The following is a 25,277-nucleotide window of genomic DNA, read 5'->3' on the forward strand; positions in this document are numbered from 1 at the left end:
ACGCTCCCGGACGGGTGATCGGCATGAAGCGGGGCGGGTTCATCGCGGGAACATCCCGGCTCGGCGGGCCGGATCGGCGCACACGTCGTGCACCAGACGGCCCAGATCCATCTCCGCAGGCAGCGAACGGTAGGTCAGCCTGCAGGCGATCTCGCCGCCCGCCAGCACCGTGAACACCGTCGTCCGCCGCTCCGCCTGCGTCCACTCCACCGAGATCGCCCGCGCCTCGAGGTCGAACGGCTGCTCGCCGACGCGCAGGGCGAGGCCGCCCGCGCCGCGGTAGAAGACCACGGGGACGTCGGCGAGGTCGCCGTAGACGCCGGCGGCCGGGCCGGTCGGGACGCCGACCGCGTGCAGACCGCCCGATGCGGGGTCGAACTGGGCGGTGACGCCGAAACCGGAGAAGGGTTGGACCATGATGCCCGGTTGCGGGCGGTCCGCCGGGTGCCGGGTGGTGCCGGAGCGGTGCCGGGCCGGGGACGGGGTGGCGCCGCCGGAGGGTGGCATGGTGGGTGGGGGTACGGGGATGCCCGGCGGGGTCTGTTGCGCGGGCCGGGTGTCGAGGTTCTGGGGATGGTTCGTGGTGGGCTGGGCCGGGGAGGGTTCGGCCGGGAACGGGGGCAGGGGGGCGCGGTCGGTGTGCGGGGTGGGTGTGGTCTGTGGGTGGCCGTTCGCACCGGCGCCGTTGCCGTTCGCGCCGGGGGCGGTGTGGTCGTTCGGGATTCGGTTGTCGTTCCAGCCGCTGTCGTTCGGGAAGTCACCGTTGCCGGTGGGGACGCCGTTGCCCGGGAGCTGTGGAAGACCGTTCCCCTGGTGCGTGCCGCCCCACCAGGGCGGGAGCTGCGGATTGCCATTGCCCGGCGCGCCCGGGTATGTAGGTGCTCCGGGCGAGTTCGGGTCCCCCGGGCTGAGCGGCCAGCCCGGCTGACCCGGGTACGGCGGGAGGCCGGGCACGTTCGGGTCACCCGGGTGTGGGGGCCAGCCCGGCTGCCCCGGCGGCAAGCCGGGTTCGCCGATAGGCGGCACGGTCGGCGGGCAGTCGGGGTCGGTGCCGGGCGGACAGTTCGGATCCATGCCGGGCGGGCAATCCGGGTCCGGCTCGGCGGGCGGGCAGCCGGGGTCCGTGCCGTCCGGCGGGCGCGGCGGGTCCGCCGGGTCAGGCGGGCAGTCCGGGTCGGGGGCCGGAACCGGGTGCTCTGGGGCCGGGGGACGGGTGGGGGGCGGGGTCACCGGGGCAGGCGCGTGGCCGCGGTGGTGCGGCGGCTCGGAAGGCGGTGGCTGCGGCGGCGGCGGCTGGTGCGGCGGCTGCTCCGGCGAGAGGTCGGGCAGCGGCCACGGGGCCGGGTCGAGAATCGGGATCTCCGGGGCATCCGGGCCCTCGAACTCGTACTCGTGCGGCAGTTTCGGGACGTGCGAACGCCAGCGGACGCCGCTCGGCTCCGCGCGGTCCGCGCCGCGATCGCGATCCGGATCGGAGCCACCGCGGTTCGCCCGGCTGCCCGGCTCGCCGGCATCGGTTCGCGGCGAAAGCCCTTCGGCAGCAACGACTCCCCGCCCGCTGCGGCTTCCGCTCTCGTCCGGCCGCTGCGCGGACTCCAGCTCGGATTCGAGCCGCCCGCGGTCGGCGACGGCGTCCTCGTGGCGGCGGGCGGCGTCTTCGTACGCGTCGACGCGACGCTGGTCGTCGAGCGTCATGGTGCGGTCGCGCAGCTGCGAGAGCTGCTCGTCGAGCGGCAGATCGGTGTCGACCGGGAGACCGTGGCGGGCTCGGTTTCGAGCCTCGAGCGCGCGGGCCTCGGCGTCGCGGGCGGCGGCGAGCTCGCGTTCGGTGCGGCCGAGCGGGTCGAGGAGGTCGCGGTCGGCGCGGCGGCGGTCGGCTTCGGCCGCGGCCTCGTCGTAGCGGCGCACCGCGTCCTCGAGTGCGGTGACCCGGTCCTGCCAGGCCTGCTGTTCGTCGACGCGCATGGTGCGGGAGCGGAGGTCGTCGAAGGTGCCGGGTGCGGTGAGGTCCGACTCGTCGACGGGAAGGCCGCGCATGGCCTCCCGCACCGCCGCCTGCGCGGCGTCGCGCGCCGCCTCGGCGTTCGCCAGGTCTCGCCGGACCCGCTCCGCCTCGGAAAGGGCCGGTGTTACCGGCACATTCGGTACCTCCCGCGTCGCGGGCTCCGGGGTGGCCGGCTGCCGGGTGGGCGGGACGACCTCCGGCCCGACGGCGGCGCGCAGCTCGGCCTCGAGCCGCGCCAGGTCGGCGGCGGCCCGGTCCATCCGCTCGACCGCGGCCTCCAGGTCGTTCACCCGCTGGTGCCAGGCCGCCTGCTCGTCGCCGCGCAGGGTGCGGTTGCGCAGGTCGTCGAGGGTTTGCTGGAGCGGGCGGTCCCGGTCGCCCCGGTCGCCGATCGCGGTGGGGTCGGTGCGCAGGTCGCGCAGCGCGGCGTCGCGGTCGGCGAGCGCCCGCTCGTAGCCGGCCAGCGCCTCGGCCCACTCGGCGCGCAGCCGGGGCACGTCGTCGCCGGGGGCAGGCGGCGGCGCGGGGTCGCCGGGCGCCGTCCGCACCTCGGTCCCGAGCGGGTCGACCGCGTACGGGATGCCCGCTCGCCAGCCGGTGAGCGGCGGGCGGTCGGCGTCCCAGTGGTGGCCGAGGCCGACGGCGTGCGTGTTCGCGTCCCGCCAGGTGACGGGCGGGTGCCTGCGCAGGAACTCGGCCTCGGCGCTGGCGTCCTGCAGCAGCACGAAGTCCTGCGGCAGCGGCTCGCCCGCGACCAGCCGGTTCCACGCCTCGGCGACATCGGCCAGCCGGTCCATCGGGCGGCGCACGTAGCCGCCGCTCGGATCGGTGTGGTCGCGCACCAGGTGGGCGTCGCGCATCAGGTGGTTCTTGATGCGCTCCAGCTCCTCCCCGGTGAACCGCGGCAGGTCGGGGTCGCGCATGTAGTCGGCGAGCACGCGGGCGAGCGTGTCCTCCGGCGTCTCGCCGGGGCGGCGCTCGCCGGCCAGGTTGTCCGGGTAGTCGGGGGCGAGCATGAGTTCGCGCAGATCCGCCACGGTGTCCCGAATGGCCTGGGTGTCGTGGGAGGCGAACCGCGGCGCCAGGTCCGCCGCGACCCGGTCGGTGGCGTCGGCGATGCCCCGCAGCTGGGCGCCGACGTCGCGGGACGGGTCGATGCCGTGGTGGTCGCGGACCAGCCGGTCGCGCACCGCCTCGACCACCTCGCGTGCGTCCTGCAGTTGCCGCGCGCGCCGGTGGTTCTCCAGCCCCTCGGCGATCCGGTCCAGGTCGGAGTCGTCGGCGGTGAACCGGTCGTACTCGGCGTTCGCCCAGTCCTGGACCCGCTGCCAGTTCGCGATGTCGCGCTCCCACTCGCGGCGCAGCGACTCCGGGATCTCCACCCGGTCGGCGAGGTCGCTGTGCTCGGCCGGATCCCACGGCCGGTGCGGCGGCTGGATATTGCGCTCCGGCGGGGCGAACCACGGGTAGTCGCGGAAGACCGTGCCGAACGGCGGGAACCGGCGCAGCCACGGCCTGGCCTGCACCCAGCGGCCGATCTCCGGGTGCGCCTGGATCCAGGCGCGCACCGCCGGATGCTTCGGCACCTGCGCCGCCATCAGCAGCAGCCGGACGATGTTGTACGAGTCGGCGCCCCAGTGCTGGGTGAAGACGGTGGTGCCAGGCGGCACGCCGGAGGTGTCGTACTGCGACGGCGCCTGCGGCATGTGCGAGGGCAGCGTGCTCTCCGGCACCTGGCCGGCCGGCACGTCGTCGGCGGGCAGCGTGATGTCGTTGACCACGTCGGTCATCGCCCAGCCGCTGACGCCGTCCGGCAGGTCCTTGGCGGAGTACTTCTTCGGGACGCCGCCGCTGGCCCGGCCCGCCCCCCAGTCCGGGCGGCTGGAGTCCACCGGGTGCCAGGCGCCGTCGGCGTCCTGCCAGCGGGTCAGGTCCAGCCGCCTGCCGCCGGTCCACCCGGTCGAGAGCCGCTCGATCTCCGGCGGCGGCAACTCCTCGACCCGCACCGCGCCCGCCCGGTCGGCGAGCACCCTGCGGTACTCGACCACCGTCTCCGGGCGCACCATGGCCTGCGCGACGGCGGCGTCGCGGCGCAGCGCGTCCAGCAGGGCGCGGTCGTGCGCGCCACGCGGATCGGCCGGGTCCTCGCGGCCGCCGAGCACGATGATCCGCGGCCGCCGGCCCTCCACGATGCCCACCCGGTCGGTCACCATCCGGCCGCCCCGCTCGGCGACCACGTCGCGCCAGGCGCCCGCCAGCCTGGCCATCTCGTCCTGCAGCCTGCCGACCCGCCGGTGCGTCTCGTGCACCTCGCGGGCGGCGTCGGCGAGCGCGTCGATCTGCCGGAGCCGGGCGGGCACCTCGTCCGGGCGCAGCGTGCCCGCGCGCAGCTCGGCGGGCACGGCCCGGCGCAGCCGGTCGATGGTGCGGTCCAGGTCCGGGCCGAGTGCCTGTTCGTCCAGCACGCCGAGGCGGGCAGCGAGGTCGTCGCGCATGGCGCGGCGCGGCTTGACGGCGCGCAGTTCCTCGCCGCGCTCCCGGGCCAGCCGGTCGATCTCGGCGCCGACCTCGGCGGTCGGCGGGCGGTGCCGGGCGACGCCCGCGCGCTCCAGGTCGCGCAGGCGCTGCTCGAGCTGCCTGACCTGCTCGTCCAGTTCGTCGTAGCGGCCGGTGGCCTCGATCAGCTTGCGCAGCCGCGCCAGCCGGTGCTGCTGGACCGCGGGGTCGACATCGCGCTGCTCGCTGCGGTTCGCCTCGTCGATGCCGCCGCTGACCTCGACCTCGTCCACCCTCGCGCCCGCGTGCAGGGCGCGGATGACGTCGTCACGATTGTCCGAATCCCGCTGCACCCAGGGGACGTCGGCGTCGACGCCGAGGTCGGCGGCGCGGCCCTCGGCCTTGGCGCGCACGAACTCGCGCTCGCGCACCAGCTCCTGGCGCTCGCGCAGCAGCCGGTCGTACTCCGCGAGCAGCCCGACGCGCTCGGCCAATTCGGCGACCTCGGCGTCGGCCTCGACGTAGGAGCGGGCCACCTCGGCCAGTTCGCGCAGCCGCGCGGACTGCTCGTCGGGCAGGTGCCAGCCGCCCAGCTCCCGCACCGTGGCCACGACGCGGTCCGGGTCCAGGGCGCTCGGTTCGCGGATCGGGAGGTCGTCGGCGAGTTCGCGGACCCGGGCGGCGAGCTGGTCGCGGCGGGTCACCGCCTCCGCGTGCGTGCGGGCCGCTTCAGGCCGGCCGGGGTGCGGGTCGTGCTCGTCCGGGGCGGGGCGTGGTGTGCCGTCGTCGGTTCCGGGGGTGGCCTGGTGCGGGCGGGCTGCGCCGTCCGACTCGGGGGGTCGCGGGCGGGGTTGCTGCCTGCCGGGTCGCGGTTCGTCGGGTGGGTCTGTTTCGCGGGAGGTGAAACGGCCGTCGGCGTCGATCGCGGCGCGGAGCTCGCGGATGGTCACGGCGGGGTCGGAGTCGCCGGGGTCCGGCTCGCCTGCGGCGGGCGGGGCGGGGCGGGAGGTGGGCGGCTTGCCGCCGGCACCGCCGCCGGCGGTGGGGGGTGGCGGCGGGGCGGCGGGGCCGGGGAGCCCGCGGGGCGCTTCGCCGAGCCGGGCCTGCGCGTCGGGGAGCCGTGCGGCGATCTCCTCGAGCGCGCGAATCTCCGCGTCCCGCTGGGCGATCTCGTCGCGCAGCCTGCTCTGCTCCTCGGCGAGCTGAGCGGGGGTGAGCCGCTCCTTCTGATCCAGCTTGCCGTCCCGGTAGACCTCGTAGACCCGCGCCCAGCGTTCGGGGTCGGCCGCGGTGAGGTCGACGCCGGCGAGCCGGGCCCAGTCGCGGCTCGCGCGCAGCGCGCCGGGGTCCGTGGTGCCGCCGGGCTCGGGCAGCCCGCGCCCGGTGAAGCCCTCGGTGAACAGGTCGATGTCGCCGACGATGGCGCGCAGGTGCGCCACCGCCCGCGGGTGCACCGGGAACTCCACGTCGGTGACGCGCGGATCCACCGTCTCCGGGTGCGCGAGCGGGTCGTACGAATCCAGCCGGACCAGCGCGGCCGCGTACTCGGCGAGCGCCCGCCGCACCTCGGCGCGCCCCTCGGGCGTGTGGATCCGCGCCGCGATCGCGTCGCGCAGCGCCCCGGCGTCCAGCCCGCCTGGATCCGGCAGGTAGGCCAGCAGATCCTTGGTGTGCTTCTTCGGGTAGAGCTCGGACGGGTCGGCCCCGAGCCGGTGCGCGAGCAGATCACGGGCGGCGAGCACCGCGCCCGCGTCCACCTCGCGCAGCAGGGCGGCGTACTTGACCAGCGATTCGGCCTGCTGGTAGCGCAGGGAATTGCGGATCGCCGGGTCGGTGATCCGCTCGGCCAGCCGCTCCGGCGTGAGGTCGCCGGGGTCGAGGCCGAGCCGCTGCGCCAGCCGGTTCCGCGCGTCGGCGTGCGTGTGAAAGGTGTCGATATCCCATGCGGTGCGGGCGTAGTCGATGATCGACTCGATCTGCCCGCCGCGCAGCATGTTCTCGTAGCGCAGCCGGGCCAGCTCGGCGGCGAGCCGGTCGGGGCTGCGCAACACCTCGGGCTCGATGCCGAGCCGCTGCGCCAGCTGGTCGCGGAAGTCGCGCAGCTGGTCGGGGGCGAGCGAATCGAGCAGCGCCTGCCTGCGGGCGGTGTCGTCCACCTCGGTGGCCTCCGGCGGCGGATCCGGCACCGGACGCCAGCGCTCCGCCGGGTCGTCGCGCAGCAGGGTCACCTCGGCCCGCCTGCCGTCGATGTCGGCGGCGAGGTGCCGCACCTGCGGGGTGCCCGCCTCGGCGACCCGGATCAGGCCGTCCGGATCGACCACGGCGATGCGGTACTTGACGGCCACGTGCGCGCCGTTGACCAGGTCGGCGAGTTCGGGGGTGCGGCGCAGCGCGTCGGCGAGCACCCGGTCGTGTTCCAGCCCGCCCTCCAGCACCACGAGCCGGGTGGGTGCGTCGCCGTCGCCAGGCACCAGCGCGACGCCATCGTCGACCACGGTGCCGCCGTGCACCAGCACCCACTCCCTGGCCGCGAGATCCGAGAGCAGCGCGCCGAGCTCGCGGGCCGTCGCGTCGTTCCGCGCGAACTGCTGTGCGGTGTCGCGGAATTCGGTGAGCTGCTCGCCGAGCCGGGTGATCCGGTCGAGCTGCTCGTCCAGGGTCTGCCGCAGCCGGTCCGGGGTGAGGCTCTCCAGGTCGGCGCCGAGCAGCTGGGCCCAGACGGCGCGCTCGTCCTTGATCTGGTCGCGGCGCAGCGCGTGCTCGAAGTACCCCGCCAGCCCGGTGTCGGTGCCTGGCTGGTCGGTGTCGTAGAGGTCGCCCCAGTCGCGGCTCGGCTCGCCGCCGTTGTTCACGCCCTGCCAATCCAGCAGCATCGGATCGCCGCCGTTGGCCCGGACGACCTCGCGCAGGAAGCGGGTCATCGGGTCGGCGTCGAAGAAGGTCACCTCGTCGCTGAACGGGATCTCGGCGTCCTCGGCGTTGTAGCGCCGCGCGGCCTCGGCCAGGCCGGAGAGCGCGCCGATCCGGCGGGCCTGCTGATACTCCAGCACGTGCACCGCGCGCAGCAGCCCCTCCGGGGTGTGGTCGGGCAGGTCGATGCCGAGCTCGCGGGCGAGGTCGGCGAGGCGCTGGGCCCGGTCGTCGCGCTGCTCCTCGGCCTCCGCCCGCTCGCGCAGCAGCTGCTGGATCTCCGCGGTGGAGCGTGCCAGCCGCTCGCCCGGCGGCAGGTGCGCGGTGTCGGCGGGCGGCAGCGCCTGCTCCGGCCGCTGCTCGGCGGCCTCCGCCATCCGGCGCAGGTCGTCGAGTTCGACGCCGAGTTCCCGGCGCACCAGCTCCGGATCGGCCTCGTCCAGCCAGTACCGGTACTCCTCGCCCTCCCTGGTGCGGGGCACGTCGTACTCGGCGGCGCGGTCGGGCACCCGGCCGGTGAAGCGGCGCAGGAACGGGACGAGCTCGCGCTTCTTCCACATGGTCGCGCCCTCTTTGAGGATGCGCGCCGGGTTGCCCTGGAAGCTGGTGAGCACGTCGTTGTTCGCGATGTCGCCTGCGAGGTGGACGACCTGCTGCTGCCCCTCGGCGTCGAGGCCGGAGCCGGACGGGTACTTGGGCGTGTGGCCGGTGTAGCTGTGGCCGCGGATCCGGTCCCAGATCCGGCGCAGCCGCGACTTCGACCGCTCCTCGGGGCGCGCGGGCGGCTCGCCGGGGATGCGCGGGGCGGGGCGCCGGTCGCGCTCCTCGACCCGCCAGCCCTCGCCGTCGGCGACCAGCCGCACCGGTGCCCGCTCGCCGTCCACCTCGGCCGAGTACCGGCGGGAGGTGCCGTCCGGGTACTGAGCCACCTGCACCAGGTCGGCCAGGTCGGCGACGGCGTCGGCCTCCCGCCGGACGGCGGCGCGCCGCTCGTCGAGCGCGCGGGCCGGGTCGGCGGCGACCCGGGCCGGGTCCAGCCCCAGCCGGCGGGACCAGCGGTTCAGGTTCTCCGCGGTGTGCGGGGCGCGGTCCGGGGTCGCGGTGCGGTGCTGCGCGGCGGCGTCGGCCAGCGCCTCGACCGCCGCCGCTCGCAGCAGGGTGCGGTAGCGCAGGTCGGCGATGGTGCGGGCGAGGCGCTCGGGGGTGAGCGCGGCGGGGTCGAGGCCGAAGTGCGCGCGCAGCCGTTCGGCGGCTTCGGCGGCGGATTCCAGCCGGGATCCGGTGGGCAGGTCCTGCTGCCCGGGCTCGGCCTCGCCGCGGGCGGCGGGGTCGAGGGCGCGCGGCGGTTCGGTGCCGTCGCCGTCCAGGCCCATGCGGCGGAGTTCGGCATCCATCTCGGCGAGCCGGGCCGGGTCGGCCTCGGTGCGCCAGTACGGCTCCGCGCCGTAGAGCTGCTCCGGGTCGGCCGGGGCGAAGTCATCGGGGCGCATCGGGCGCACCGGGCCGATGCCGTCGTCGACGGCGTCGCGCAGCACGGCGAGGTGGGCGATCTCGGCGAGGACCGCGAGCGGGTCCGGGTGCCGGGTGAGCTCGGGAAGGCCGAGGGTTTCCAGGAGGCGGCGGGCGTGCGCCTGTTCGTGCTCCGGGCGGGGGGTCGTCGCCTCGAACGCGTCGTCGCGGGTGACGTCGGCGAGGAAGTCGCGGATCGCGCGCAGGGGGTCGAGAGCCGGATCTGTCTCGGGAGCAGGGGTTTCGCTCTCCCGGGACGAGGTGTTGTCCGGGCGCGGGGCCAGGTCTGCGGAGGCCGTCGCGGGGTCGGTCAGGTTCGGGACGGTGGGCCGGTCGCCGCCGGGGCCGTCGAGCCGGACCGTGGGCTGCTCGTCCTCGTCCCCGTCCAGCCGGACCGTGGGCTGCTCGTCACCGGGGTCGTCGAGCCGACCGGTGGGCGTCTCGTCCGGGTCGGTGACCGGCCGGGGCTGGTCCGGATCCAGCTGCGGGCGAGCGGCATTGCGATCGGCCGCACCCTGCCGGGCCCGTTCCGCGGCGGCCGCGTCACCGAGCGCCTCGTAGCGCCGGGCCAGTTGCTCGGTGGTGAAATCGGCGTGCCCGTCGGCGATGGCGGCTCGGATCCGGGTCCACGGGTGCGCCGGGTTCCCGGCGGCCTGCTCCGCGTCGGCGATGCGGTGCACCCAGTCGGCGTGCTCGGCCGCCATCCTGGCATTCCACCGCGCCTGCTCGAGCTGCTGGGCGCGGTACCACTCGGAGGGCTCGCCGAAACGACCGCCGGACTGCCGGGGATCGTTCAGCTCTGCGCCTCGATCCAGGTCCCGCCCCCGCGGTGCCTGCTCAGCGCGGTCGACGCCGTCCGGACGGTCATCGCGTCCCTCCTGCGGTCCGGTGCCGATGTCGCGCTGGATGGCGTCGATACCCGCCTCGCGGGCGGCCGCCCAGATCTCGCGGATCGAGAGCGTCGGGGACTGCGCGCGTTGCGTGTCGGCCGCGGCGTCGACGGCGAGCCGGTACACCTCCTCCAGCCGGTCCCGGCCCACCGGGATGCCCAGTTCGCGCAGCTCCCTGGCGAATTCGTACTCGCGGGCGAAGGCCGAAGCCTCCTCCCGGACCATGGCGTCGAGGTAGCCGTCGCGGCCGAGCGCGTTCTGGTCCGCGAACGTGGCGGTACGGCCGGCCAGCGACCACTCGGCGTGCACACCCTCGTGCACCAGCGTGCACGCCTGCTGCACCAGCGGGTCGCCATCGAGGTCGATCCGGGCCACGGTGTGCGAGGAGTGGAAGTCGCCCGCGGTGCCGTCGGCGAACCGGTCGACGTAGTTCTCGGCGACGGCGGCGCGCTCCAGGGCGGCGAGTGTCTCGCGGCCGACGGCCGTGCGGCGCAGCACATCCCGCACCTGGTCCGGGATGTCGTCGTACACCGCGCCGATCCGGGGCAGCGGCTCCTGATCGTCCGGGCGGAGCGCGGCGGTGCGCTCGTCGTCCGGGTGGAGTGGCTGCCCGTCCTCCTCCGGCCGGATCGGTCGCGTCGGCTGCTCCGCCTCGGCCGGGCGGACGGACTCGGCGTCGGGCCGGATCGGTCGCGCCGGGCCGTCGGCGCCCCCCGCGTCGAACCACCCGAACTCGGTGCTGCGGCCGGTGCGCGGGACGGCGCGGCCGGGGACGTCGTCCGGCCGCACCGGAACGCCCTGCGCGTCGTAGAGCACGCCGACCGTCCGGCGCACTCCGCGCGGCACCTCCGGCGGGAACGGCGTGACCCGGCCGGTCGCCGGATCCCGCACCACGAGACGTCCGTTCTCGTTCGCGATGACGTACGCGTGCGCGCCGACCCCGTGCTCGTCGACCGGCCCGACGTAGGCATCCACCACCAGCGCGACGGAGCCGTCGCCGAGCCGGAGCAGGGCGTCGGCGATGTCCTCGTGCCCGTCGACGTCGTGCAGCGGGCTGCCCGCCGCCGCGCTGAGCTCCTCGGGGGTGACGCCCGCCGGGTCGACCTCGCGGCCGAAGCCGCGGATCACCGGGCTGCCGGTGAGCCTGCGGATCAGGTCGAGGGCGAGTTCGGCGCAGCGGCCGCGGTCGGCGGGGCGCGCCGCCGGCTCGTCCGCGCGCGGCGCGCCCTGCTCCTCCGGCGGGCGGGCGCCGTCATCGGCGGAGCCGGGGTCGCTGCGGCCGTACTCGGCCGGCTCCAGGGTGCCGCGCCCGCCGTCGAGCGGGTCGTCGAACCGGCCGAGGATGCGCTCGCTGGTGCGGTCGAACTCCTCGAGCAGCCGCCGGTGGTCGGCCGCGGTCTCCTCCCGCCAGGCGCGGGTGGTCTCGTCGAAGTCGTCGAGCTGCCTGCGGAGCTCGCCGTCGCGCAGCGCCTCCCCGTCGCCGCGCAGGTCGGCGAGGAGCTGCTCGAGCCGGCGCATGGTGGCGCGGTGGGCGGCGTCGGCTGCCGCGTCGGCGCGGTCGAACGCCTCGTTCATCCGGTCCAGCTCGCGGCGCAGAGCCGCTTCGACCGGGTCGGGGCCGGTATCGGTGCGCGGTGTGGTGCCGGACTCCATGCCGCGCAGCACCTCGTCCAGGTGCCGCATGAGCCTGCGGTGCTCGGCGGCGGCCGCCTCCTCGTTGCGCGCGAAGGCGTCGTCCAGCGCCGCCAGCTGGCGGCGGACCGCGTCCGCCAGCCGGGCGGCGGTCTCCGGGTCGGCGTGGCCGGGGTCGTTGGGGTCGAGGTCCGTGGGGTCGAGGTCGGTGGGGTCGGTGAGTTCGCGGGCGATCCGGTCGAGGCGCTCCATGGCCTCCCGGTGCCTGGCGTCGGCGGCGTCCTCGTTGCGGGCGGCGGTCGCGTCGAAGCGGGCGAGTTCGCGCTGGACCGCCTGGTCGTAGCGGTTGGGGGGCGGGGCCAGGTCGCGCAGCAGCTGCTCGATGCGGTCGAGCAGGGCGCGCCGCTCGGCGAAAGCGGGGCCGTCGGCGGTGCGGATGTCCTGGCCGATGGCGTCGAACTCGTCCAGCAGCTGCTGCCTGGCCTCCTCGAAGTCGTCGAGCAGGCGGCGATGCTCGGCGGCGGCCTCGACCCGGTCGGCGTCCCAGGTGGCGGCGAGCGCCTCCAGGTCGCGGCGGACCTGCTCGACCAGGCGCTCGCCCGGGGTCGCGCCGTCGTCCGGGTCTGGGTCGTCCAGAGGTGACCGGTCGATCGGCGCGGTGGGGGTGTCAGCGTCCCGGTCGATCGGGAGGGTGGCGCCGTCGGCCCCGCGGTCGGGCGTCGTCGGATCGTCCGGGCCGCGGCCGGCGGGCGTGGGGTCGCCGTCCGTACCCCGGTCGATCCGCACCGTCGGTGCGTCCGGCCCGACGACGATCGGCCGGGTCGGGCTGTCCAGCCCGGTGGCCCCGCGGTCGGTCGGGACCGTCGGACCATCCGCGCCACGGCCGTTCGGCGCGGTGTCCGCGTCCCCGGCCCGCCGGTACTCCCCGGCGAGCTCCGCGAGCCGCCGGAGCTCGGCGAACCGTGCCCTGATCTCCGCCCGCAGCTCCTCGTGCAGCCGCGCGAGCTGCTCGGCGGAGGGCCGCTCGTGGCTCTCGATCCGGCCGTCGCGGAAGATCTCGTAGACCCGCTCGAGCTGCTCCGGGGTCGCGTTGGTGAGGTCGATGCCGAGCAGCCGCGCCCAATCGCGATCGGCGGTGCGGTCGATCGGGTCCGTGGTGTCGGGCGGGGTGCCCTCCGGCACCGGCCCGCCGAGAATCTCGCGCAGGAAGTCCAGCGCCGCGGCCAGGTCGTGCACCGGCAGGTCGCCGCGCGGCTCGCGGTCGTCCTGCCGCCGCAACCCCTCGGTGAACGGATCGACCGAGTCCAGCGTCTCCAGGAATCGGGTGAGCGCCCCGAGCAGCCCGGCCCGCTCGCCGGAGCGGTTCATCAGATTCCGGATCACCGAGCTGAGCTCGTCCGAGTCGACGCTCTTCTTGTCCGGCTGGTAGATCTTCTCCGCGACCTCGGGCGGCGCCAGGTGGCGGGGTTCGAGGCCGTTGCCGCGCGCCAGCGCGTCGCGGGCCGCGACCACCGCGTCCGGGTCGGCGCCGCGCACCGCGTCCGCGTAGTCGACGAGTGCCCGCAGCTGCCGCAGCCTGCGGCTGTCCCTGGTCCTCGGGTCGGCCAGGGCCTCGGCGATCCGCTCGGGGGTGCGGCCCCCCGGAGCGAGCCGCAGCAGCCTGCCGAGCCGCTCGCGCATCCGGTCGCCTGCCGCGTCGCGCGGGACCGCGTCCAGCGAGCGCAGGTACTCGGCGAGCGACTCGAGCAGCGGCGGCCGGGTCTCCGGCTCGGCCCCGCGCAGGTCGATGAGTCTCCGCAGGATTTCGGGATCTACGCCGTCGGGATTCAGCGGCCGGAAATCCGGGTCCGGTCCGTACTTCTGCGGGTAGAGCTGCTCGCGGGGCACCCCGAGCTCGGCGGCCAGCTGGTCGGCGGCGCCCAGCACCGTCGCCGAATCGAGCCCGCGCAGCTCCTTGAAATAGTTGATCAGGTCCTTGACCTGCTGTCTCCGCAGCGCGCTCGGGGTTCTCGGATCCGCGAGCCGGGCCGCGACCCGCTCCGGGGTGAGCTCGTCGGGCGAGAGCCCGAGCCGCGCGGCCAGCTGGTGGCGGAGCGAGTCCAGCCGGTGCCACCGCTCGACGGTGTCGTTCGTGCGGGCGAGGTCGGCCAGCGCCTCCAGCCGGGCCGCGCGTAGCTCCAGGTCGCGGCGCAGCGCGGCGACGGCCTCGTCCAGCTCGCGCGGGCTCAGCCGCTCCGGCTCCTGGACGCCGAGGCGCCGGGCCAGCTCGTCGACGTCGGCCCGCACCGTATCCGCGTCGCGCGGCGGGCCTGCCGGTTCCGTCGCGGGCGGGCGAGGTCCGGGCGCCGGATCGGGCACCGCGCGCCAGGTGCCGTCGTCGTCGCGGACGAGCGTGACGTCCAGCCTGCGGCCCTCGACGTCGCCGCTGAAATGCCTGACCTCGGGGCGCCCCACCTCGTAGACGTTCGGCACCCCGTCGCGGTCGAGCCGGACGACGCGGTAGTCCGGCACCACCTCGCCGCGGTTCACCCGCGCGGCCAGCTCCGGGTTCGCGCGGAGCAGGTCGGCGAGGACGCGGTCGTGGTTCAGCTCGGAGTCGACGATCACCAGCCGCTGCGGGTCGCCGTCGAGCAGCAGCACCCGGTCGCCGTTGTCGGCGCGGAGCAGCTCGTCGACCCGCCCGGTCAGGTCGGTGAGGTCGGCGGCGCGGCCGAGGACCTCGGCGCGCAGCTGCTCCACCAGGTCGAGCAGCCTGCGCTCCCGGTCGCCGTCGCGGTGCAGCAGCTCGTCCGGGCCGACCTCCAGCATGTGCGCCCAGTTGGCCAGCTCCTCCAGCAGCTGGCCGCGGCGCAGCGCGTGCTCGAAGTAGGCGGGCAGGCCGCGGTCGTCCGGCCGCTCGGGGCCGAAATCGCCGAAGTCCCGGCCCGGCTCGCCGCCGTTGTTCACCGGATCCCAGCGCAGCAGGTCGGCGCGCACCCCGTTGGCCTGCGCGACCTCGCGCAGGAACCGCGTCATCGGATCCAGGTCGGTGTAGTCGATCTGGTCGCTGAACGGCACCCAGGCGTCCTCGGCGAGGTAGCGCTGGGCGGCGGCGAGCAGCCCCTCGATCGCGGCGGCGCGGCGCAGGTTCCGGTATTCGGCCTCGTCGAGCGCGCGCCGCAGCCCCTCCGGGCTCGCGTCGGTGAGCGGGATGCCGAGCCGGTCCGCCAGCTCCCGCACCGCCTCGGCCAGCGCGGCGCGCTCGCGCAGCGCCTCCGCGACCTCGCGCGCCCACGCCGCGTCCGCCGCGGTGGTGTCGAGCGAGCCGTCCGGCTCGGGGCGGCCGGTGTCGTCGGCGTCCGGGCGGGCGGGCAGCTCGGGGGGCGGGGCATCCGGTTCGCGGCGATCCGGGTCGAGCAGATCCTCCCGGCCCGCCCGCCGCAGTTGCTCCTCGACCTCGGCGACCAGCGCCGGATCGGCCTCGTCGATCCACGGGCGGTACTCGCTGCCGTCCGGATTGCGCAGCGGCACATGGTCGCCCGCCTGGTCCGGGATACGCGAGGTGAAGCGGCGCAGGAACGGGATCAGCTCCCTGCGCTGCCAGAAGAGCACGCCCTCCTTCGCGATCCTGGCCGGGCTGAAGTCGGTCTGCACTATCTCCACCGGGGCCTGCGGCGCACCGGTGACCGGATGGTCCGGCGGGTAGTAGGTGCTGGTGTTCGGCAGTCCGGCCGCGTTGGCCAGCATCGACTGGCCCGCGCTGTCCACTCCCGACCCGGACGGGTACTTCGGGTTGAACCCCGGGAATCCGGACCGGAACCGCTGCCAGAGGCGGCGGAACAGGCCGGGCTTCTTCCGGTTGTCGGTGGTGTCCGGGGTCGCGGGCGGGCGGTCCGCGGTCTCCGGGCGGAGCCGCTCCGGGGTCTCGACGCGCCAGCCGCCCGCGCCGTCCGCCACCAGCCGCACCGGGACGCGCTGGTCGTCCACGTTCAGCGTGTAGCGGCGGGTCTCCGGGGAGCTGTCCGGGCGCACGGCCGAGGTGGTCGGCGGGGGGACGGTGCCGGGCTGGGTCGGGGTGTCGGTGCGGTCGACGGGGGCGGTGGTGCGGTCCAGTGGGACGGTGTCGGAGCGGTCCAGTGGGACGGTGTCGGAGCGGCTCGCGGGGACGGTGCGCTCGAGGTCGACCCGCGTCGTCTCGTCGCCGTCGGGCCGGGTGACGGTGCGATCCGGAACCGTCTCGTCCGCCCGACCCCGCTCGAGCGGCACCGTATCCTGCGCCTCCGGCTGATTCCGCGCCGCCAGCGCCGCATCCGCCAGATCGCCGACCCGCTCCGCCCGGGCCAGCACATCCCCGCGCAACCGCGCGATGGTGTCGCTCTGGTTGAACGGCAGTAGTTCACCGGGCGGCACCCCGAGCAACCGCGCCCACTCGTCCCTGACCCGGGCGATCTGCGCCCGGTGCTCCGGGTCGGTCGACTGCTCGTGCCGGTGCACCGCGTCCGCCAGCGCCTCGATCGCCGCCGCGCGCAACAGGTTCCGGTACTGCTCCTGAGCCTCCAGCCGCGCCAGGTTCGCCGGATCCAGCTCGGACGGATCGACCCCGAGCCGCGCCGCGAGCCGGTCCCGGGTCTCGGCGATCGGCTCCGGCCGGATCGTCCCGTCGTCGAACAGCCCCTCCGAGCGCCCCGGCACCGCCGAATCCGGCTGCGGCACCGGCCCGTCCGGCCCGTCCTCGAACCGCCAGAACTCCTCGCTGCCGTAGACCTGGTCCACGTCCAGCGGCCCGAAGTCGTCCGGGTAGCGGAGCGGCCGCACCGGCTCGTCCGGCCGCTGCTGCCCGAGCGTCTCCGGCTCCAGCAGCCCGTGCGCCCGGGCCAGCTCGGCCAGCTCGATCAGCGCCGTCCGCGGGTCCGGCATCCGGGCCAGCGCATCGCCGAGCCCCAGCGCCTCGCCAAGCCGGCGCAGGTACTCCCGCTCGGCGGGCGTCGTCAGGCTCTCGTCGCCGTTCTGCACCGCCGCCAGTTCGTCCAGGAACTGCTGGATGTCGCGGCGCGGATCGTTCCCGTCCCCGGAATCGTCCGGCGAGCCCGGGGGCGGGTCGGACGGGGTCGGCGGGGTCGGCGGCCCGCCCGGCGGGGGGTTGCCGCCGCGGTCCTCGGCGGCGGGCGGAGCGGGCGGTTCCAATTCGGGGCGGGGCCAGGCGCGGTCCGGGCCGGGCTCCTGCGGGGTGCCGTCCATCCGCGGCGTCGCGGGCGCCTCGGCCCCGGGGTGCACCGGAGGCGGCTGCGACGGCTCCCGGATGGTCGAGGTGGGGTCGGCGGCCCCGTGCGCCCGATCCCAGGCGTCGCCGTACAGCGCGCGGTAGTCGACGCCGTCCGGCGACGGGCCGCGCCCGAGCAGCCGCGCCAGCGCCTCGGTGCCCTCGGCCACGCCGAGTTCCCAGTGGTTCGCGGCGTTCCCCGGATCGGCCCGGAGCGCCGCGGCGACGCCGCTGCGGTACGCCGTGTCGTAGATCCGCTCGAACCGGTCGGTCGGCGAGTCGTACCCGAGCTCTCTGAGCTGCTTGCGCAGTTCGATCTCGACGGCGTGCGCGCGCGCCTCCTCGCGCAGCATGGCCTCGATGTACTCGCTGCGCGGCAGGTCCAGCCGCTGCCGGGTGGTGCCCGCGGACTCCGCGAAGTGCGAGTTCTCGGCGTGCAGGACGGCGTGCGCCAGCTCGCGCGCCTGCTCCAGCCGGGTCAGCCCCGGGTCGAGCACGACCACCCGCTGCGCGGGCAGGTAGCGAGTCTCCGCCCCGGTCTCGTACCGGACGGTGGTCCCGGCGGTGTCGAACACCTCGTTGACCCACCGGCCGACGTCGGTCTGCCCGAGCAGCTCCCGGACCGCCCCGATGTGCTGGTCGGTGTACGCGCCGACTCGATTCGCCGGCCACTCGAAGGCGTTGGCCAGGGGCGGGAGCCGGCCGGAGGTCGCGGGCGCGGGGACGTCGCTCGCGCCGAGGCGCTGGACGATCACGCTGCCGTCGCGGGTGACCTCGATCGCCAGGCGGGTGATCGTGGTGCGCGGGTCGTCGAGGAGCGCCGCGGCCTCGGGATGCTGCCGCAGCTCGGTCTCGATGTGGGAGGTGTGCGCATGCCCGAGCAGCACGATCTCCGGCGGGTCGCCGGGCACCAGAATCGCCCGGTCGCCGATCGGCCGGCTCTGCCCGGCCCGCCCGCCCAGGTACTCGTCGACGAGGTGCCGCGTCGCGATGTCGGTGGCATCCTGCCAGGCCCGGTTCAGGGTGTTCAGCGCGTTGCTGTTGCGGTCGAGGGCGTCGGACAGGGCCAGGGCGTCGAACTCCCGGCGCAGAAGGTCGACGCGGCGCAGCGTGTCGCCCTCGGAGAGGTTCTCGGTGGCCAGATCCGCGTATTCCAGGCCGAGCCGCTCCGCCAGCGCGGCGAGTTCGGCCCTGGCGTCCTGCAATGCGTCGAACGCGTCGCTGCGCATCCGGGACGGGGCGTCGCCCGGATCGAGGCCGAGCGCGGCGGCCAGCCGCTCGATCCGGCGGTACTGCTCGTCCGCGGTGGTGCCCGCCTCCCTGAGCAGCAGGGAGAGCTCGCGAATCCGATCGCCTGCGGGCCCGTCGATCGTCTCGTAGTTCGGCAGCGGGTTCGCGTGCAGCCGGTCCCAGGCAGAGCGGTAGTACTCGTTGTAGACGAAGCCGCCACCCCATTTCTCCGGGCCGATGTGCGGCGCCAGCGCGTCGATGGCCGCGCTCCGTGCGCGGTCGCGATGATCGGCCTCGCTCCCGCCCGGGTCCTCGGTCCGCGCGGCCTCCAGCGCCGCGTCGTAGGCACGGTGATAGATGCCCTCGAACCTGGGCTCCGGCAGGATGTGGCCGAGTTCGCGGAGCTGGCGCGTGAATTCGTATTGTCGGCCGAAGGCCTCCGTCTCCTCGCGCACCATGGCGGCGATGTAGGCGTCGCGGTCCAGGTTCGCCCGCGGGCCGTCGTTGTTCGACCCGCGGCCGGTGATGTCGAACTCGGCGTGCACCGCCTCGTGGATCAGGGTGATCGCCTGCTGGAGGTGGTCGCGGCCGCCGGTGAAGACGTGCGCGATCAGGGCGCGGCCGTCGAACAGGCCGGCCGCGCTCGGGTGGTGCGGGTGGTACCCCTCGCGGATCCGGTGCTCGTTCAGCAGTTCCAGCGCCTCCCGGCCCACCGCCGTCTCCGCGAGCAGCGCGCGCACCTGGTCGGGGAGGTCGTCCAGCGAGGTGCCGATGCGGCGGCCGGTCTCGGCGAACACATCGGCCGGGTCGGTGCGGACGGCCCAGGCGTCCCCCTCCGGGCGGATCGGTACGCCGTCGCGGTCGTACACCACGGCAGCGATATCGGCGAGATCGCGGGTCAGGGTGTGCGGGTACTCGCCCCTCGCGCGCTGCGACGGGTCGGAGACCTCGAGGTACAGCTCGCCGTCCGGGCGGGCGCGGACGGTCATGACGTAGGCGTGCGCACCGACGCCGTGCTCGTCCACCGGACCGGCGTAGACATCGACGACCAGGGCGCGGGCGCCCTCGCCGAGGCGGAGCAGCTCGTCGGCGAGGTTCTGGTGCGGAGGCCGGTCGCCCTCGGCAGGCGGGACGCCCCGCAGCGGGGCGCCCGCGGCGGCCGCGACCTCGGCGGCCGACATCCCCGCCGGGCCCACCTGCTCCGGCGCCCTGATGTGCGTGCTGCCGGTGCCGTCCTGGATCTCGCGGAGCGCGAGCGGGACGCATTCGCCGCGGTCCCTCGGCTCGTTCGGCTCCGCCGGTTCGTCCGGGCGCGGAGCCGGGGCGTCCGGGTCGCGGGGGGCCGCAGGGTCGGGGCGGCGCGGGGCATCGCCGTCCTGCGGGCGGGCGATCGGGCCGTCGGCGAGCGGGACGACGGTGACCACGCCGTCGTAGTCCGGGTCGGCGGCGCGGCGCGGGGGGCGCGGGTCCGCGCCGGTCGGGTTCGTGCGGGCCGGTGGGGTGTCGGCCGGGTCGCGGACGGTGTCCGGGCGGGTTCTCTCGTCCGGGTGCCGGGGAAGGGGGCCGTCGGACGCATGGGGCGGGCGGGTGTTTCCCGTGTCCGGGAAGTCCTGGCGCGGGCTGTCGCCGTCATTGCGCACCGGGGCGGTGCTGTCGCCCGGCCTTGGGGCGGCTGGGTCGCCGGTACGTGGGGCCGTCGAATCTGCGGTACGCGGGGCGGTTGGGTCGGTCGGGCGGATCGGCGCGGTGTCGCCGCCGGGACGGGCCGGCGTGTTCTCCCCGGTTCGGGTGGGCTGGCCGTCGCCGGTGCGAGCGGGGGTCCCGTCCCCGGTCCGTGGAGGAGTGCCGTCCCCGGTCCGGGGAGCCGTTCCCTCCCCGGTGCGTGTGCCCGCACCGTCGCCGGGACGGGTGCCCGCGCCGTCGCCTGGGCGTGCGGTGCCCGAATCACCGCGCGGCGCGGTGGGTTCCGTACTTCGGGTCGGCGAATCACCTTCGCTGCGGACCTGGGTCTGGCGTCCCGTCTCGGTGTCGGTGCGCGGCGCTTCGCTACCGCCGCGCTGGGTTTGGACGGGGCTGTCGGTGCCCGCCGCGGGGGCGTCGGCCACGCCGGCGCGGCCCTCGAAGCGGTGGGGGGTGACGCCGTCGGCGCGGACCCCCGGGTTGCCCGCCCTCGTCTCGCCGAGGCGGGGCTCGGCGCCCGCGACCCGGGGACCTTCGGCGGGGCGGGGGCTCTGCTGGCCGGCGGGGTTGCCGCGGGGGTCCGAGCCGGAGGTCTGGGTGCTCGCGGCGCTGCTTCCGCTCTGCGTGCCCGTTGTCGAGGAGGCGGGAGCACCGCTCGGGGAACCGGCGCCGGCGGGAGCGTTGGCGTCGGCACCCGCACCGGGCGCAGCGGCACCGGGGGCGGCCGCACCGGGCGCAGCGGCACCGGGGGCGGCCGCACCGGGAGCGACAGCACCGGGAGCGACAGCACCGGGAGCGACAGCACCGGGAGCGACAGCACCGGGAGCGACAGCACCGGGAGCGACAGCACCGGGAGCGACAGCACCGGGAGCGACGGCGCCCGGCGCGGCGGTGCCCCCGGAATTGCCGGGGGTGCTCGCGGCCTGCGTCCCGCCGGTATCCGCGGACGTGCCGGCACCCGACGACTCGCCCGCGGTAGCCGCCGCGGAGGGGCCGTTCGATGACGGCGCGGAGTCGGCCGCCCGGCCCGCGTTGCCCTCGCCGCCGCCATCGGCGCCACGGCCGGGGTCGCTGCCCGCGGCTACGGGCTGCTCGGGGCGCTGCTGGGTCCCCGCGTCGCCGGCGCGGGACGAGCCTTGGTCGGCCGACCCGTCGGGGCGCGGTTCGGCAGCGGCCGGGCTGGTGCTGGGTGCGTCGGAGCCGTCACCGCGCGAGCCGCTTTCGCCCCCGGAGCCGGCCGGCTCACCGGGCAGCCCGGCCCGGCTCTCGCCGGCATCACCACCGCGCTGCTCCCCCGCCCCGGCCCCGTCCGGCGAACCGGCACCGTCCGGCGAGCCAGCGCCGTTCTGCGAACCAGCCCCATTCTGCGAACCAGCCCCGTCCTGACCACCGGCCCCGCTCTGCGAACCAGCCCCACTCTGCGAACCAGTCCCCTCCCGACCACCGGCACCGCCCGGCGAACCAGCCCCCTCCCGACCACCGGCACCGCCCGGCGAACCGGCACCGCCCTGCGAACCCCCGTTCGCCGACCCCCCATCCGCCCCACCGAGATCCCCACCCCCGAACCCCGCCTCCCCGACCCGCGGAATCGGCGCGGGCGGACTCGGATACAGATTCGAATGATTCCGCCGCCACCACGCATCGCTTGCCCCGCGGCTCATCCCGGTCAGCGCCCCGCTGCCGATACCACCGGTGATAGTGCGCGGATCGAACTGGCCCAGCGACTGCGCGAGTTCCTGATTCGCCGCGTCCCACCCCTCGGTGAAGCCGGTGGCCAGGTACGGCACCGCGAGGCTCGCGCCGTAGCCGCCGACCGCGCCGGTGAACCCGGCCCCCGCGCCGACCGCCCCGCCGCTGGCCCAGGCAGGCGCCCGGTCCGGCACCCACCTGGACACCAGTTTGCCGCCGAACTCACCGGCGGCGGCACCGGCCGCCGAGCTGATCGCGGTGATCCCGACCTGCTCCCAGTTGACGTTGTCGCGATGCCCGGCCCCCACCTGGTACCCCTGCACACCGAGTTCCTGCCCGGTGCCGATGAGGGTATCGATCGCGATGTGCCGCACCAGGAATGTCGCGACCCGCCGCCCCACGAACCGCGCGACCAGCGAGATGATCCGGTTCATCAAATTCTGCATCAAGATCCGCAGCGCGATCCGGGTGAAGCCGACCGCGGCGGCCTGTACCGCCGGTGCGGTGGGCGGGAAGATCAAGGAGGCGGCGATCTCCGCGGCCAGCAGCGCGAGCGACGAGTAGAACATCAGCTGCGCGTACTCGATCTCGGTGCCGACCGAGTCGGCCATATCGCCGATCTTCTCGAATTCGCCCGCCAGCGCCTCCACCGACTGCGGCCCGACGCGCAGGCTGTCGAAGGCGGTGGCCATCTGCTCGACGCCCTCACCCGACGGGTAGGCCCGCATGGACGCGGACTTGGCGGCGTCGATCTCGGTCAGGATCTCGCGCAGTTCGGCGGCCGCGCTGCGCCAGTCCCCGGCCAGGCCCCACATACCGTCGGGGTCGCCCTCGGGGTAGTCGACACCGACGAGCAACTCCAGCGCCACGAGCCAGCCGGGTTGATCAGCCATGGGTCAGAACCGGTTCACCAACCGGAATCCGTGACCCCGCGGTCGCGCGTGCCCTCCGGCCGCGCCACTTCGACGTCGTCGAATTCCATTGCGGCGGCGCCCTCGCGTACCGCGCGCTCGGGTGCGCTCGGCGGCGCGGTGGACGCGGGCACCGGCCCCGGCGGGTTCGCGGCGAATTCCGGTATGCCTTCGATGAGGTCGGTCAGCTTCGGCATCCGGGCACGCTGATCGTTCAGCGGCTCCATCAGCGCCTGAACTTTGCGCGCCACCTCGGCGCCTGCCTGCTGCGCGGCCTCGGTGACGGCCCTGGCGATCTCGCTGTACTCCAGGTCGGCGATGGTGCCCGCGAACTTGGTCTCGATCACCATGCCGTCGGCGTTCACCGTCACCGTGACGCGCTTGCGCACAGTGGCGCTGGCGGTGAGATCCGCCCGGTCGCGCTGGATCTGGGCGATGGTGCGGAACTGCTGGCCGACCTGCTCGATGACCGCGTGCAGTTCGGCCCTGGTGTGTTCGTTCGGCATCCGCGTCAGGCGAAGCCGTGGTCGTGGTCCATCGCCACGAGTTCGTTCGCCGCCTTGTTCTGCGCGTCGGAGAAGTTGCCGAAGGAGGTGGCCATGTTCCCGGAGCCGTCGATCAGAGCGGTGCGGGCAGCGGCGTACCCGTTGCCGTCGCTGCCGTTCAGGAACTGGTTGCCGACGGCGTCGTCGCCCCATGGCGCGCCGCGGCCCTCGATGGTGGCGGTCAGCGTGGTGACCACCTCGTTGATCCGGTCCCGCACCCGGTCGGTGGTGGTCGCCGCGAACCGCAGGCGGTCCACGTACACCTCGAGCCTGTCACCCATGTCGTCGCTCCCTCCGCTGCCTCCGCCGGTCCCCCGACCCCGGCACGGCAACCTGTGTGTTCGCAAGGGTGGCAGCAGGATGCGGCCCGTTCGTGGATTCGCAGTGAACGCAGAGTGAAGCGGCCCCGGTCGGCCGCGTCGGCTCGGGCCGCCCCCGACACCGAGGTCCGCGTGAATCCGGACGGCCCGCGAGACTGTCGACAGACCGACCGGTCCGGGATCCGAGAAGGCGACGGCGGCCTGCCGTTTGTGGCAGACTCGTCGCACAATCGTCGGCGAAAGGCGGAGTCGGCCGTGAATGCGCGGGATTCGGCGGAACCGTGGATCTGACCGTCCTGGAGAACCGGGTCGTGTCGGACCGCAGGGCCGCCGTCGACCGCTCCGCCGATGCCGAGCTGCAACTCGCCACCTCGCTCTGCGAGCTGGCCAAGGCACTGGTCGCGACCCGTGCCGACGGCCCGCGCGACCGTACCGCCGAGGCGCTCGAACCCTCCCAGCAGGCCGTGGAGATCCGGCTGCACTGGTTCACCGCGGGGCTGGTCACGGCGCGGCTGGCCGGCGAGATCCAGGACGCGCTGCGAATTTTCGACCAGGCCGCGCGGGCGGTCGGGCACCGCGAGCTGGCCACCACCACGATTCGCCGGGCCTGCGAGGCGTACCGGCGGGTGGCGCGCACCCACCCACACGGCGCCGCCATGTGCGCCGACGCGCTCGCCAAGTGCGGTGTCTGGCTGCTCCGGCTGGACCCGGGGAGCGCCGTCGCCGCCACCGAGGACGCGGCCGCGATCCGCGGCAGGCTCTTCGCCGCCGACCCCACGCTGGCGAGCAAGTACCTGGCCTCGCTGAACACCCTGCTGCGCACACTCACCATCGGCAGGCAGCGCAAGCAGGCGCTCTCCATGTACCGGGAGCGCTACTCCGCCTGGACCACCACCGAGATGACCCAGCAGCTGCGCGAACTCAAGATCGCGGAGCTGGATCTCACCGGCAAGGCGCTCGCGGCGCTGACCAAGCTGGACTGCCGCACGCTGCAGGGCGCGGGGCGCCTCACCCAGCAGCAGATCCTGTACCAGAGCGCAGGCGACCTGGCGACGATCGAGGAGATCAACTGGAAGCTGGCGCTGGTCGGGCTGAAACCGCTGGCCGCAGGGGCACTTCCCGATCCGCCGGCCCGGCCGATGGAGATCGCCACCAGCTTCGGCGCGCTGAGCGTACGCTGCTCCGCGCCGGACGCGGTGGCCCAGGTGCGCAACGCCGTGCTGGCCGCCTACGAGGCGGACGGCGCGCGCCGGGTGCAGAGCTCCAATTACCTCGGGGTGCACGAGAAGCACTGGGCGGTGCCCGCGCCGAAGCTGAACGAGGAGGCCACGCTCGGCGACGACGTGGTGCTGGTCGAGCGCACCTCCGGCTCCTGGGTCGCGGTCAGGAGCCTGGCCTGGGAGGTCGCCCCGACCGGGCGGCACCCGCTGGCGCTGCGGCTCGCCGAGCGCTGGCCGGTGGTCAGCGTGACCGCGACCGAGCAGATGTCCTACGAGCTGTGCTGGTACGAGGAGGGCGCGCCGACCCAGTACGCCGCGCTCGGCCGCCCGGCCGGCGCCGTCACCCTGGACATCCCGCTGGCGCCCCTGGATTTCGCGGTGCTCGCCGACTACGGCGCCGACTACGCCTCGGAGACCCAGGTGCGCGCCGCCTTCGGCAACACCGCCATGTTCGCCAAGCTGACCGAGCTGCCGAGCAGCGGGATCCGGCAGGCCGCGGAGGCGCGGGCGCTGGCCGAGTACGGCGAGGACGTGCTGTTCTTCCGCTCCGCGTGACACGATCACCCGCATGCGAATCCTGGTGCAGCGGGTGACCAGTGCGGCCGTGACGGTGGACGGCGAGACCGTCGGCCGGATCGCCCCCCACCCGCAGGGGCTGGTCGCCCTGGTCGGGGTCGCCAACGGCGATACCGGCGGCGACGCGGAGGCGCTGGCCGCCAAGCTCTGGCGGCTGCGCATCCTCACCGGCGAGCGCTCCGCCGCCGACGTCGGCGCACCCATCCTGGTGATCAGTCAGTTCACGCTGTACGCCGACACCGCGAAGGGCAGGCGCCCCTCCTGGGCCGCCGCCGCGCCGGGCCCGGTCGCCGAGCCGCTGGTCGAGGCCTTCGCGGCCGCGCTGCGCGGCCTCGGCGCCACCGTCGCGACCGGCCGCTTCGGCGCGCACATGCGGGTCGAGCTGGTCAACGACGGTCCGGTGACGCTGCTGCTGGAGAGCTGAG

At 75.4% G+C, this 25,277-nt stretch carries 5 protein-coding genes; 2 read left to right on the forward strand and 3 right to left on the reverse strand.

Annotation, left to right across the window (positions count from 1 at the left end; genetic code table 11):
* Positions 1 to 39: 39 nt before the first annotated feature.
* The 3 genes from NH2_RS01245 to NH2_RS01255 are packed head-to-tail and all read right to left on the reverse strand — an operon-like array spanning position 40 to position 23,017.
* A complete protein-coding gene (locus tag NH2_RS01245; protein ID WP_067646780.1) occupies positions 40 to 22,173 on the reverse strand; it encodes a WXG100-like domain-containing protein in 22,134 nt (7,377 codons plus the stop codon).
* A 14-nt stretch (positions 22,174 to 22,187) separates the two neighbouring features.
* The gene (locus NH2_RS01250; protein WP_067646782.1) at positions 22,188 to 22,697 is read right to left on the reverse strand and encodes a YbaB/EbfC family nucleoid-associated protein; all 510 of its coding nucleotides are present in this window, start codon (positions 22,695 to 22,697) and stop codon (positions 22,188 to 22,190) included.
* A gap of 5 nt (positions 22,698 to 22,702) precedes the next feature.
* Positions 22,703 to 23,017: a hypothetical protein gene (locus NH2_RS01255; RefSeq protein ID WP_067646785.1), complete on the reverse strand. Its 315-nt coding sequence runs from the start codon at positions 23,015 to 23,017 to the stop codon at positions 22,703 to 22,705.
* 320 nt (positions 23,018 to 23,337) lie between these two features.
* Between NH2_RS01255 and NH2_RS01260 the strand changes: the two genes are divergently transcribed.
* Entirely contained in the window at positions 23,338 to 24,831 is a 1,494-nt protein-coding gene (locus NH2_RS01260) for a hypothetical protein (protein ID WP_067646788.1), read from the forward strand.
* 13 nt (positions 24,832 to 24,844) lie between these two features.
* Positions 24,845 to 25,276, forward strand: coding sequence for a D-aminoacyl-tRNA deacylase (gene dtd, locus NH2_RS01265; RefSeq protein ID WP_067646791.1), 432 nt, complete (start codon positions 24,845 to 24,847; stop codon positions 25,274 to 25,276).
* Position 25,277: the final 1 nt, after the last annotated feature.

The sequence above is a fragment of the Nocardia harenae NBRC 108248 genome, assembly GCF_001612885.1.
In the GTDB taxonomy this organism is placed as follows: Bacteria; Actinomycetota; Actinomycetes; order Mycobacteriales; family Mycobacteriaceae; genus Nocardia; species Nocardia harenae.

What these genes read in the sequence shown, in the direction of transcription:
- NH2_RS01245 (WP_067646780.1), bottom strand. Translation starts at nt 22,173, where the DNA reads ATGGCTGATCAACCCGGCTGGCTCGTGGCGCTGGAGTTGCTCGTCGGT.
- NH2_RS01250 (WP_067646782.1), bottom strand. Translation starts at nt 22,697, where the DNA reads ATGCCGAACGAACACACCAGGGCCGAACTGCACGCGGTCATCGAGCAG.
- NH2_RS01255 (WP_067646785.1), bottom strand. Translation starts at nt 23,017, where the DNA reads ATGGGTGACAGGCTCGAGGTGTACGTGGACCGCCTGCGGTTCGCGGCG.
- dtd (WP_067646791.1), top strand. Translation starts at nt 24,845, where the DNA reads ATGCGAATCCTGGTGCAGCGGGTGACCAGTGCGGCCGTGACGGTGGAC.